Annotated in this window: 7 protein-coding genes, 1 rRNA gene and 3 pseudogenes; 2 read left to right on the forward strand and 9 right to left on the reverse strand. The window is 42.9% G+C overall.

The window, feature by feature from the left end; genetic code table 11:
* Window positions 1–113: ribosomal RNA gene (locus HX743_RS14525) — 16S ribosomal RNA — on the reverse strand; the annotation flags it as partial.
* Window positions 114–1,324: 1,211 nt separating this feature from the next.
* Window positions 1,325–2,557: a tyrosine--tRNA ligase gene (gene tyrS, locus HX743_RS14530; protein WP_162495524.1), complete on the reverse strand. Its 1,233-nt coding sequence runs from the start codon at window positions 2,555–2,557 to the stop codon at window positions 1,325–1,327.
* Window positions 2,558–2,620: 63 nt separating this feature from the next.
* Between tyrS and HX743_RS14535 the strand changes: the two genes are divergently transcribed.
* On the forward strand, window positions 2,621–3,748 hold the full coding sequence (locus HX743_RS14535; protein WP_004969740.1) for an anhydro-N-acetylmuramic acid kinase: 1,128 nt from the start codon (window positions 2,621–2,623) through the stop codon (window positions 3,746–3,748).
* A gap of 131 nt (window positions 3,749–3,879) precedes the next feature.
* Here the strand turns inward: HX743_RS14535 and erpA are convergent, their stop codons facing one another.
* The 3 genes from erpA to HX743_RS14550 all read right to left on the reverse strand — a co-directional run bounded on the left by erpA (window position 3,880) and on the right by HX743_RS14550 (window position 6,553).
* Window positions 3,880–4,215, reverse strand: a complete 336-nt coding sequence (gene erpA, locus HX743_RS14540) for an iron-sulfur cluster insertion protein ErpA (RefSeq protein ID WP_104852776.1) — start codon at window positions 4,213–4,215, stop codon at window positions 3,880–3,882.
* A 133-nt stretch (window positions 4,216–4,348) separates the two neighbouring features.
* Window positions 4,349–5,356, reverse strand: a complete 1,008-nt coding sequence (locus HX743_RS14545; RefSeq protein ID WP_104852777.1) for a putative solute-binding protein — start codon at window positions 5,354–5,356, stop codon at window positions 4,349–4,351.
* 180 nt (window positions 5,357–5,536) lie between these two features.
* Window positions 5,537–6,553, reverse strand: coding sequence for a putative solute-binding protein (locus HX743_RS14550; RefSeq protein WP_178319562.1), 1,017 nt, complete (start codon window positions 6,551–6,553; stop codon window positions 5,537–5,539).
* A gap of 387 nt (window positions 6,554–6,940) precedes the next feature.
* On the opposite strand from HX743_RS14550, the gene HX743_RS14555 reads away from it, so the two are divergent.
* Window positions 6,941–8,881: an ATP-binding cassette domain-containing protein gene (locus HX743_RS14555; RefSeq protein ID WP_104852778.1), complete on the forward strand. Its 1,941-nt coding sequence runs from the start codon at window positions 6,941–6,943 to the stop codon at window positions 8,879–8,881.
* A 457-nt stretch (window positions 8,882–9,338) separates the two neighbouring features.
* Here the strand turns inward: HX743_RS14555 and HX743_RS14560 are convergent, their stop codons facing one another.
* From HX743_RS14560 to HX743_RS14575, 4 genes and pseudogenes are all read right to left on the reverse strand, one after another.
* Window positions 9,339–9,701 (reverse strand): hypothetical protein, encoded by a 363-nt coding sequence (locus tag HX743_RS14560; RefSeq protein WP_178319563.1) that lies wholly within the window; start codon window positions 9,699–9,701, stop codon window positions 9,339–9,341.
* A 130-nt stretch (window positions 9,702–9,831) separates the two neighbouring features.
* A pseudogene (locus tag HX743_RS14565) lies at window positions 9,832–10,059 on the reverse strand (transposase domain-containing protein); the annotation flags it as partial.
* A gap of 104 nt (window positions 10,060–10,163) precedes the next feature.
* Window positions 10,164–11,826 (reverse strand): annotated as a pseudogene (gene ltrA / locus HX743_RS16620) (group II intron reverse transcriptase/maturase).
* A 575-nt stretch (window positions 11,827–12,401) separates the two neighbouring features.
* A pseudogene (locus tag HX743_RS14575) lies at window positions 12,402–13,329 on the reverse strand (IS66-like element ISAba25 family transposase); the annotation flags it as partial.

Raw genomic sequence — 13,329 nt, forward strand, 5'->3', positions numbered from 1 at the left:
TACTCACCCGTCCGCCGCTAGCTCAGTTACCGAAGCAACCTCGCCCGCTCGACTTGCATGTGTTAAGCCTGCCGCCAGCGTTCAATCTGAGCCATGATCAAACTCTTCAGTTAAAATCATTTTGAAGTTTTAATCTAAACTTCCAAATCTGGCTCATCAATTTTCTGACTTAAATTTCGCTCAAATAAACTTCGAGTAATTTAAACCAATCAATCAATGAAATATTTTCGATCAATCAATCAGTAAAAATCCACACAAGTTGTTCTTCATAATTTCTTAATGATCTCAATTCCTGCCTCGTCAGCAGAAATTTTAACGCAAAACACTTCTAACAACTTAACCCTGTAAGCTAAGTTCTTAGGCTGTTTCGCGTCGGGATGGGTGCATTCTAGGGGATTTCAAAATCTTTGCAAGCCCCAAATTAGAATATTTTTCACGTATGTATTTTTTTTCTACAAAAATGCTTGGTTTTTTAATTTTTTAGCTATTTTTTCATCAAATTTAAATAAAAACTCTCCTCTACAATGCAGAGAGGACTTTTTTTATCCATACTTTTATGGGTTCAAATCGGTCAAGTTTTGAAGACTGCAATCAACGATTGCCAATGTATATGATTCGTTTCATCTTACGACATCTAAAAAATTTTACATCTCAGTTAAAAATGCTTTTGCATTATCCAAAATAATATTCCTACATACGGCGTACATCTAGCATTGATTTCATGTCAGCTTGGTGGTTTTGTCCGTTAATTCAAAGTTGATGCTTAGCATTTGCATTACCGACTTCAAGTTGACAAACCTACTCTTCTATTCGGCAAGTTTAGATCGCGCCATCCACATGCACTACTTACAAGATGTTTTACCATATATAAGTAGCTTTGAAATTTGAATTAGGTCTTAAAGTTTTAAGAATATTTTTATAAAACAAAGAGAAGTAATCTTACATTTTACCTTTAGATATAAACCACAACAAAACTAGAGGCAAAAAAAAGAAAGAGATCTCTCCCAAAATCTCTCCCTCGGAGTTGAATCTATATGCGATCCATATATCATTATTATAGTTATACGAAAAAAAGAGTCCCTTGGGGAAGGGACTTGTAAATTGTGGAGCTATAGTTATAAGTACCCTCTAGATCTGTTTTGTACACTGTGTCTAGATGGGTAAATCTTATACATAACTGAGCAAAAATGCAAGCTACTTGGCAAAATTTAAGTGTTGTTTTTATAAGGTTTTTTTTGAATTTACTTATTCATATAATTAATATACCAAACAGAAAATAAAAGCAGACCGAAGCCTGCTTTTATTTCAATCACTTAGAATGGACCTAGTCCGTAAATGTGACTTTGGCAATGGCTTTTTTGCCCGCCTGAATAATGTGTGTTGCGTTTTCTTTGACCGAGAAACCCGCATCGACCACATTCCAATCTACTTTCACTGCGCCACGTGCCACAGCATCTTTGGCTTGCGCAGCATTTTTAGTTAAACCTGCAGCACGTACAATAGAAGCAATAAATAATTCGCCACCAAATTCAGCACGTGAAATCGTTACTTCTGGCGTACCTTCAGGTAATTCACCTTCGGTAATAATATTACCCGCACCTTTATGGGCATTGGCTGCGGCTTCGCTGCCGTGGAAACGCTCAACCAATTCGAGTGCCAAAATCTTTTTGATTTCTTGCGGATTACGACCTTCTGCCATTTCTTTAAGCAAAATTTCAATTTCATCCATCGACTTGAAGCTGAGTAACTCAAAATAGCGCTCAATCAGACTATCAGGCATCGACAAGACTTTTTGATACATCGCACCCGGTGCATCAAATACGCCAATATAGTTGCCTAAAGATTTAGACATTTTATTCACGCCATCTAAACCTTCAAGAATTGGCACAGTAATACAAACTTGCGCTTCCTGATCATAACGACCTTGCAAGGTACGTCCCATCAACAAGTTAAAGGTCTGGTCTGTACCGCCCAATTCTACATCGGCTTGTAATGCCACCGAGTCATAACCTTGTACCAACGGATACAAAAATTCGTGAATCGCAATCGGTTGCTGGTTGTTATAACGCTTGGTGAAGTCATCACGTTCCAACATACGCGCTACGGTTTGCTGCGATGCCAACTGAATTAAGTCTGCTGCAGTTTTTGTTGCAAACCATTCAGAGTTAAACACCACTTTGGTTTTATTTGGATCAAGAATTTTAAAAACTTGTTCCTGATACGTTTTGGCATTTTCCAAGACTTTTTCACGTGACAACGGCGGACGTGTAGCACTTTTACCTGTTGGGTCACCAATCATGGCAGTGTAATCGCCAATCAAGAAAAATACTTCGTGACCTAAGTCTTGGAATACTTTTAATTTATTGATTAATACCGTATGCCCCAAGTGTAAATCAGGTGCAGTCGGGTCAAACCCCGCCTTAATTTTTAAAGGACGATTCTCTTTTAATTTCTTTAGAAGATCTTCTTCAGAAATAATTTCATGCGTGCCTCGTTGAATGAGAGCAAGTTGTTCTTCAGCCGGCAGGAAATTTGACATCACGAAATCCAAACACATCAGTTATTCAATTTGTGCGATATACTAACACTTTTTCAGCATATTGCAGGCTATAGAATAACCATGACAGCGATCTATATTGGGGTAATGACGGGCACAAGTATGGATGGTGTCGATCTTGTTGCTGCTTCTTTTGATCCACTGCAACTCCACGCGACCCTGACTTTGCCGTTTGATCCCGATTTACGTGACGAACTCATGGCACTGACTTTGCCAGGTGACAATGAAATTGACCGCATGGGCAAAGCAGATGTGGCTTTAGCCACCATGATTGGACATGGTATTAACAGCCTGATTGAAAAAAATAAACTGGATAAATCTCAAATTAAAGCGATTGGTTCGCATGGCCAGACCATTCGTCATCGTCCTGAACATGCTTTTACTTTACAAATTGGTGATCCGAACATCATCACCGAAATCACCCAAATTCCTGTAATTTCAGATTTTCGTCGTCGTGACATGGCTGCAGGCGGACAAGGCGCACCGTTAGTGCCCGCTTTCCATCAAAACTTATTCCAACATCCGAGTATTCATCGGGTAATTTTAAATTTAGGCGGCATTGCCAATGTCAGTTTGTTGCCTGCAGGACAGCCCGAAGCAGTATCGGGTTTTGATACAGGGCCTGCCAATATTTTAATGGATGCTTGGTGTGAGCGTTACACAGGACAACCTTATGATGAAAATGGCAATTGGGCTGCGTATGGACATCCGATTCGCAGCTTGTTAGATCGTTTACAAGCCCATGCTTTTTTCTCTAAAGAACCACCCAAAAGTACAGGGCGCGAAGACTTTAACTTGGAATGGCTAGATGAACAGGTTGCCGATTGGCGCAATGATGTGGAATATGACGAGCTGGAAGATAATCCTGAAAATATTCAAGCGACTTTATTAAAGCTCACCACCCGCGCGATTAAAAAAGCCATTTATCGTTCAGGCATGGATACAGGTGAAGTCTATGTCTGTGGCGGTGGTGCCTATAATTCTTATTTGCTAGAGCAATTGCGCTGGCGTTTGCGCAAACATCAATGGACTGTACAAAGTACAGCCGATTTAGGGCTAAACCCAACATGGGTCGAAGCCACCGCCTTTGCTTGGTTGGCAATGCGTTTTTGTCAGCAATTAAGTGGCAATTTACCTGCGGTCACAGGGGCTAAAGGTGATCGCATTTTAGGTACCATGACTTTGGTTTAAGGATGCACTTTTAAACCAGATCAGTAGCAACAAAAAAGCCTTTCCTCTTCTATATAGGAAAGGCTTTGATCATTTTGAGTGCATCAATCTACTTTTTCAGATGCTGATACTCAAAAATATTTAAATCATACTTAGATTGAGAATGAAGAACCACAACCACAAGTCGTGGTTGCATTCGGGTTTTGTACCACAAAACGCGAACCTTCCAAGCTTTCAATATAGTCCACTACCGAGCCAACTAAATATTGATAGCTGAGTGAATCGACCAGCATTTTTACATCGCCATTCACAAATTCTGCATCATCTTCATTTTGGCTTTCCGCAAAGTTAAAGCCATAAGAAAATCCTGAACAACCGCCACCTGTCACATATACACGTAGCATTAAGTCTTGATTACCTTCACTGTCACGCAATTGGCGAACTTTTTTAGCAGCGTTGTCGGTGAGCTCAAGTGCTTGGGCATTCATGATGGATTTTCCTCAGGTACAATTCAGATGTCTTTTCTGCAAAAAGACCACTTATCAAGTATAGCATACTCAATATTGGGACGGTGATGCAGAATTAAAGTGAATTCTGAGTAATTACCTCAAGATTCTCCAATTATTTGTAATTTTCGTCCTGCAAGCCACATTCAAAATTGGTTGGCGCTTCTTTACAGCGGAATTGCCACAATAATTTCATCATGCGTTTGTCATAAACACCACGTTTAGTTAAATCAATCCGCGATTCACGCATCATTTTTTGATAACCCGGTTGATCTGCTGCAGGCACTTGCATCCAATATTTTGCAGGAATATCGGCTTTCATTTTGCCTAAAATACCAAAGGCACGTGGTAACTGCCCTTTCACCCATTCACGTGATTTTTGCCCAAAACCTGCAGGGAATTTATCTGGGCGGATAATAATATTGCCCGTGACCTGTAAAATTGGATAATTCACAATCGCGCCTTTAGTGCCTAAGCCTTTATGTAGTTCCAAAGGACGGAATACTGCAGCAGGCGCACCAATAATATCGACCTGACCATTGTTAAATTTACTGCCAAAATTGGTGACATCGGCACTGACTGCTTGCGCACCAATTTGCTGTACCATAATTTTTTGCGCTTGGTCATAATCTAAAACAGCAATTTTTTTCCCCGCGGCTTTGGCGACACTATTAATACTGCGGTCATTCACCATCAAAAAGGCATCGCCCACAGGAATGACACCTGCAACTTCATACTGACCATTGCGCATATATTTGGCGAAAGCAGGACTTGCCAAACCTTGCATGACTTTGACTGCCAGTTTTAAATCTGGAATCGCGCCAATTGCATCCAATGAGCCTGTAAAATGGTTAAATTGACGACCACGCATGCCCGTCACACTAATACCATCACATTTTCCTGCTTTAAAATCTTCTGCAATCACGCCTTCGTTTTGACCTACGCGTAACTCAATCTCTGCACCCCAGTTTTTGGCCGCCAATTGATAGTCTTGCATTAAGTTATAGACATCACCGTTTTTACCGACCAAATCGAATACACAGACCACTTGTTTGGCCTGCGCTGCACTAGCGACTAAAGATAAGCCTGCGCCAAATAATAAAGCTTGCGTCCATTGTTTCATTTCTAGTTCCTTCCATTTTTTGTTTTTCTGCGCACAGTTGATCCAAACCTTCAATTTAGTATCACTGTTCTTTTATCAAGCTCAGATTAGCGAATTTTGATTTTTGGCTGATATGGCTCAATTGACGAATCTTTCATTATAAAAAACCTAGAGATCTAGGCTTTTTTATTAAAAATCAATCTATTCACCACCTAGTGAACATTCAAAATTGGTTTTTTCGACAGAACAACGAGCGCGTTTTAACACACTCATCATGGCAGGGTCATAAATGCCGCGTTTGGTCATATCCATACGTCCATCACGCAGCATTTTTTGATATTTGGTTTTATCTTCTGCGCTCAAGTTCATTTTATATTTGGCTGGAATCTCACCTTCCAAACGATTAATCATACTCATCGCTTTAGGCAGATTTTTTACAAACCAATCTCGTGATTTTTGCCCAAAGCCCGCAGGGAATTGTTCAGGACGAATCACAAAGTCTGCGGTCACTTGTAATACAGGGAAATTAAACATTGCCCCGTTATTGCCTAAACCTTTGTAGATTTCTAAAGGTTTGTACGCATAGGCAGGCGCACCGACCATATCGACCTGACCATTGTTAAACTTCGCCACAAAGTTAGATACATCAGAAATGACGGCTTGCGCGCCTACACGCTGCACCATAATTTTTTGTGCATCGTCATAGCCCAATACCGCAAACTTTTTCCCTGCTGCTTTTTCAATCGAGCTGATGTTCTTGTCGCGCACAAAAATAAAGGCCGAACCTAAAGGTGAAATACCCGCAACTTCATATTTCTTGCCACCTAAATTGGTGACCATTTTTGCTGCATTGCGTTTGTCTAAAGCAAAACTGATGGCACGTTGTGCAATCGCATTATTTGGTGCACCACCTAAAGCATCAATCGAGCCTGCAAACTTATTGTATTGACGGGCACGCATGGCTGTCATAAATACCCCATCACATTTGCCTGCTTTAAAGTCATTGTCTGCAACAGCTTCATCTTGACGCGGAATTAAATTGACTTCTGCACCCCAGCCTTTTGCTGCTAGCGCCCACTCCTGTGCCATTTGATAAGATTCGCCAGACTTACCCAGTAAGTCAAAGACACATACATCTATTTTTGCTGCTTGCGCCTGAGCACTGAAACCGATCGCTGCGAATGCACTCAATGTTGCGCTGACCCATATTTTTTTCATTGTTTCGATCCTTCTACAGATTTTTTTATTTTTGAGTGTCCGTACACGAAACAAATATTAAGCAAGTTCAAATTAAAAAAATAGAGCATTTACTCGAATTTCATCTGTCAATTCTGCCAAAACCTTATACTGCCTTATTTAAGCGATCATTTTTATTTCATAATTCACTTATATTTTATAGATTTAGATCAAAATAAAGATCATTTCCAACATGCACGTATTTTGTGCTTGTTTACAAAGTCATAAAAAAAGCCTGTTGTTAGATCATAATTTTTAAACATCACAAGAGAGATTTTTCGCAAATCACAAATAAAACTGGGCTTATTTTTGTTTTCTGGTGGGCTTCCATTAGAATATGCCCAACTTTTGTTGTGACCAGTAAACACCATGATTCAACTTGACCAAGTTTCTTTACGCCGCGGTGGACGTGTTTTATTTCAAAAAGCGTCTATGCAAATCCATCCAGGCTGGAAAGTCGGTCTTACAGGTGTCAATGGTGCAGGAAAATCCAGTTTATTTGCTGCGCTTTTAGGTAGTTTAACCCCAGACGAAGGTACGTTGAGCCGTCCGCAAGGCTGGACTGTGGCGCACATGGCACAGGAAGTTAAAGCATTGGATTTGCCTGCGATTGATTTTGTGCTGTCGGGTGATGAAGAATACTGGAACATTCAACAACAACTGCAACATCCTGAACAATTAAATAATGACCAACTTGCACATTTGCATGGTCGTTTTGATGAAATTCATGGCTATACCGCACCCGCCAAAGCCGCACAACTGATGGCAGGTTTAGGTTTTATGGAACATCAAAACAGCTTGGCGGTCAGTAGTTTTTCTGGTGGATGGCGCATGCGTTTAAATTTGGCACGTACCTTAATGAGTCGCTCCGAATTATTACTATTGGACGAACCAACCAACCACTTAGACTTAGATGCAATTTTATGGTTAGAAGACTGGCTTAAAGCCTATGCGGGAACTTTGGTGCTGATTTCCCATGACCGTGATTTTTTAGATGCCATTACCGATCATATTTTACATATTGAAAATAGTGAACTGACTTTATATACGGGCAATTATTCAACCTTTGAAACCACACGCAGTGAACGCTTGGCACAACATCAACAAGCGTATGAAAAACAATTAGAAACCCGTGCACATTTACAAAAATATATTGATCGTTTTAAAGCCAAAGCCACCAAAGCACGGCAGGCACAAAGCCGTATCAAGCAATTGGAACGCATGCAATTGCTTGCCCCTGCGCATGTAGATACACCATTTACCTTTAGTTTCCGTGAACCGACCAAAATGAGCTCACCATTACTGACTCTGGAACAAGTCAGCATTGGTTATGCAGACAAAGTGATTGCCAGCAAAATTAACCTACAAATTACCCCGACCAGTCGTATTGGTTTATTGGGGATGAACGGCGCAGGTAAATCGACCTTAATTAAATCCTTAGTGGGTGAATTGGCGTTATTGGCAGGTACTCGCAAAGCCTCAGAATTACTCAATATTGGCTATTTTGCACAGCATCAAATGGATGCTTTGGATGATAGCGCCAGCCCGATGCTACAACTGGCACGCATTGCCGATAAAAAAATCAGCGAAGCCACTTTACGCGCCTTTTTAGGCAGTTTTGGTTTTAGTGGCGAACGTATGGACACGCCTTGTGAAAGTTTTTCAGGAGGTGAACGTGCACGTTTGGCTTTGGCTTTAATTGTCTGGCAACGTCCTAACGTACTGATTCTGGACGAACCGACCAACCATTTAGACTTAGATATGCGACATGCCTTAACCATGGCATTACAGGATTATGAAGGTGCAGTGGTATTGGTGTCACACGAACGTCAATTAATTGCCAGTGTCTGCGATGACTTACTCTTGGTTCATGCAGGACAATGCACAGAATTTGAAGGCGATTTACAAGATTATGCCCAATGGTTACGCCAAGCTCGTGCAGACATGCTTAAGCAAGGTACATCCAACACAGCTCCATCCAATCCAAGTCCAGTGGTTGAGAACAAGACTAACCTAGTCAAAGTAGATAAAGAAGCTCAACGCAAACTGGCAGCACAACGCCGTGAACAAACTCGCCCTATTCGTAAAAATATTGAAAAATACGAGGCGCAAATTGAAAAAATTCAACCGCGTCTGACTGAAATTGAAACCGAACTGGCAGATCCTGCCCTTTACGATGCCAACCGTAAAGATGATTTGCTCAAACTCATGAATGAGCAAAATGATCTGAAAACCAAATTGGCGCAGGCAGAAGAACAAATGCTTGAATTGATGATGGAATTGGAAGAACTCGAAAGTAGCTTTGAATAGCCATACCGATGAGATTTTAACGCTATGCTAAATAGGGTTAAATCTCATCATATTTCGTAGAATATGCATTGTGTATGTTCCATACTTATAAGACACATTCGTAATAGTTTTAATCTTTAGTTTATCTTCACAATAACCACGCAAAGAAATTTAAGTCACTCTCTGCGTTTGTTTATTTTTACTTATCAATCTTGCACCACAGCATAGTTGTATGACACCCCCCACCCTGAATAAAAGTAAGACAGCATAGCTACCAAGCAAGAAGTTTTGAATTTAAAACTCAGTGTGATTTTTAAATTCAAAATCTACAATTTAAATTTAAAAGCAAAAAACTTAGTTATCCACAACTCAAACTAACTGTTATTTTAAATTCAAAACTCTAATTAAAGCCAAATCAATCCATTCTTTCATGGTTATTTTGAGTCATTGAATCTCAGTGATTCACAGAAAATCGCTGCTACTCGGCAGTAATTTTTGCTTTGCTAATACATAATTCTTGTATTTTCCAGCCCTGAATATAGCGCCAGATTTCTTGAATATACCCTTGATCATCCGCCAAACCAATTTGAATCCAACAGTTAACCTGCTCACGATCAAACTCATATTCTTCTAATTCAACATTCGGTTTGATCGGTTTCCAGACACCATTATTCACTGCATGCTGAATGTTGGCATAACGTGTTTCACGATTTTCCACACGTGATTCTGCCGTATAAACGACTTTAAAATCTTCATCTTCATAGTGTGCTAACAGCTCCACATTGCCAGTAAAAAAAGCATTCACCCATGCATCACGTGCTTGTTCTAATTGATTATCCATCTTAATGATTCTCCTATATTTTTGGCTTAATGTAGCTCAGCATGACAGAACAATAAGTCAGTTTTATAAAAGTTATTTGGATGAATCACGACAACAACAGTAAGCGTCCGCTGAACCCCATGCCTATTTTTTAATTTGAGTTGGATTTCCAGCGATGTGGCAGTAATTCTTCTATTTGGGTCGCTTTATGCGTCGGCAGCCTTTTCAGCACATCACTTAAATAGGCATACGGATCCAAGCCATTCAGCTTTGCTGACTGGATTAAAGTCATGATATTCGCCGCTCGCTGGCCGCTGCGCAGCGAGCCAGCAAACAGCCAGTTCTTGCGCCCTAAGGCCCAAGGTCGCATTTGATTGTCGGGTAGTCAGACGCAGTTACCTACGTCCAACCCCCTAAGAACCGTGCATGCGAGTTTCCCAGCACACGGCTCAAGCCTCTGCTAAGGCGCCATTCGGCACCCGGTTATACATCGTTGACATTGGCAAATTGAACACTCCTTGGACAATACAGATGGTAAATCTCAAGATTAGCAACTGCATCCGTTCCACCATGACTTAGCTTCACAATATGACGGCTGTGCCATGGTGTATCTTTGGTGACTGGTTTAAGACAGGCGCAGCAGCGACCACCTTGTTTTAGCCACACCCGATACAGCTTGGCTCGCCCCTTTGCGGAGACCAGCATTCTTTTACCCCATCGGGATTCGAAGTACTCATCCCATGCGGGGTCATGAGGGTTAGCAGCAGCCTTGATCTTGATATGTCGCACAATTGGCGTGTCCGAGGCAGACACTAATGTGTATTGTCGCTTCCGACCATCAGCGGACTGTTCATCACATGAGAACACCCATCGACGCGCTCCTTGTACTTTGAAATACCGATCTTTGACCCATCGGAGTGTTTTGCGAGGGTGGCGACGTACCGCCCATCGCCAGAGCATTTCCCACACTGCGCTGTCTACCTGGTTGAAAACCTTCTTGGCAACGACATAACTATGATAGTTGGCCCAACCCCTTAGAATAGGGTTGAGCAAACCGATCAAAGTGGCCTGTCGTGTCGCTTTGTTTGCATTGATTAATGCTCGCAGCTTATCGAGATGAGCACTGATGTTTGCCTTTGACGGCTTGATCAGTAGCTTGCCATTGTACTTGCGTACGTTCCACCCAAGAAAATCGAACCCGTTCCCTATGTGCGTGATTTTGGTCTTTTCCTGAGAGAGCACGAGACCGCGCTCCGCCAGAAATTCAACCACGGCAGGGCGAACTTCATTTTCGAGCCACTCTTTAGAATACCCCGTGATGATGAAATCATCCGCATACCGTACCAGTTGCAGCTTTTTGCCTGTCCATTTGGCGTTAGGGAACCTCTTCGCCAGCATCGTTTCCAGTCCGTCCAAGGTCATGTTGGCCAACACCGGGGGAGATAATACCTCCTTGCGGTGTTCCGGAAAGACTGGGAAACAGCTTGCTTTGGTAGACGTAACCGGCTTTGAGCCATTTCCGTAGAATCACCTTGTCCATTGGGAGGTTGGCGATCATCCAGTCATGGCTGATATTGTCGAAACAGCCTTGAATGTCACCCTCTAGCACCCACTCCGCACTTACTTTTCTTGACAGCACACCAAAGCACTGTGCTGCAGCATCCGCGGTTGAGCGTTGCGGTCTGAATCCATAAGAGTTCCGATCAGCGGTGGTCTCCGCGATGGGTTCCAAAGCCAGCAGATGGAGCGCCTGCATGGCCCGGCATTTCATCGTGGGTATCCCGAGAGGTCTCATCTTGCCATTTTTCTTCGGAATAAGGACTCTCCGAAGCGGAAGGGGCGTGTAACCTCGCCTCTTCAACGACATCATCGCACCGGTCTTGGCCTTGGGTGTATTCCAAGTCACCTTGTCGACCCCAGCCGTGTTTTTGCCTTTGTTTTCAGACACTCGTTTTACGGCCAATGCTTTGCCACTAAACGAGTGAGTCAGCAGCCATTGCAGAGCTTTCGCCTTGTTATACCTGCCGTCTTGTACCGCCTTCACAATACGCGCTTGCAGCCCTCTGACATGACGCTGTACAGCAATCCAATCGATGCTGTCCCACGATGTGCTGGAAGGCGCACACGCTGATACTGCTGCGTTCATTTGCTCTCCCTCCATTAAAAGGGTTCTACACACTCTCTTGTGATGAGAGACCATAAGGACGTCAGCCCGCTTTCGCGTGAGGTAATGTTTCAACCTCTATCCAACCCATTACAGACTGGCATTCGCTTTTTCCTCGTTCCTTCGCCCGCATCACCATGGGCAGTTTTTGCAAACTGCTTTCCCAATGGGGGTAATACGGGATTTCCACGTTCCGCTTACTGAAGTACATCGGCTTAGGTGCCTGCTATCGACCGGGAGGCGTATGGGTCACGAATGCGTAGTAGAAAGACGCGATTCCCACCTCCATTACCGTTTTGGTTCGAGCGTATTAGCCATTTCCGCTCGTTCAATTTAACGATCGTTGCGCAGATTCACATGTGTTCACCATACCGATTATCTAGCCCTTGTCCGGCTATGGCTGCCAGAAGAGTACGCCTCTCACGATTGATACCCCGCACCTTACGGTGCCTCGTTACATTGTCGAAGGCGCTCTTTATTCAGCCTTCTAGATTCACCCGGTGACACGGGTGGTTCCCGCAGGGGGAACAACTTCATTAAGCGACTTCGTGTCGCACCTCTACCCAATTGTTGCATATCGGTAGATTGCCATCATCCAGATAACGGCTTAAGGCTGGCCAACGCTTCAGAGTGTAATTGATAGCCTTGGCGGTAGGAGAACTCGATGGCACTGTCAGATGATGTTGGTTGAGCCATTCATATAGTTGTTGCATCACTGGTTGACTATGCTGTTGTCGGTATTCGCGGCGGTCTTCCGCTGTACCATCGGTCTTTTTCCTGAGTTCTGCTTCTATCGCATACAGTTTCTGAATCAGCACTAAGGCCTGTTCAGCAACCTGACTTTTCCCAGTTACATGCAGTTCATGGAATTTACGACGTGCATGCGCCATGCACCCCACCTCAATCACCTGGCCTGATTTAAAACGTGCTTTATAACCACTGTAATCATCACAGACTAGATAGCCCTGCCAGCCTTTCAAGAACTCTTCAGCATGCTGGCCTGAACGACTATCCTGAAAGTCATAGATCACCGCCTGAACTGGATTGTACTGTGTGGTGGCATAGGCCCAGACATAACCTTTCTTCGGTTTTTTATTATTCTCACCCATCCGCATGATGGTGACCGGTGTTTCATCTGCATGCAGCACCCGCTGTTGTAGTACCACCTCTTTTAAGGCATTGGCCAGAGGTTCCAGTTCTACACCGCAGCGACCTATCCAGTCAGATAAAGTTGATCTAGAAAGTTCAATTCCCGCCCGCTGATAGATCAGACGTTGACGGTACAGCGGCAAATGATCGGCATACTTCGATACCAGCACATGGCTGAGCAATTCAGGTGAAGCAATGCCTTTATCAATCACATAGGCAGGCATCGCTTGCTGAGTCAGAATGTCACACTGATCACAGACCCATTTACCACGCACATGCTGTTCCTTATAGAACTGTGCCGGTCTGAAATGCAGTTTTTCACTGACATCTTCGCCG

The sequence above is a fragment of the Acinetobacter sp. Swhac1 genome, assembly GCF_013390985.1.
Taxonomy (GTDB): Bacteria; Pseudomonadota; Gammaproteobacteria; order Pseudomonadales; family Moraxellaceae; genus Acinetobacter; species Acinetobacter towneri.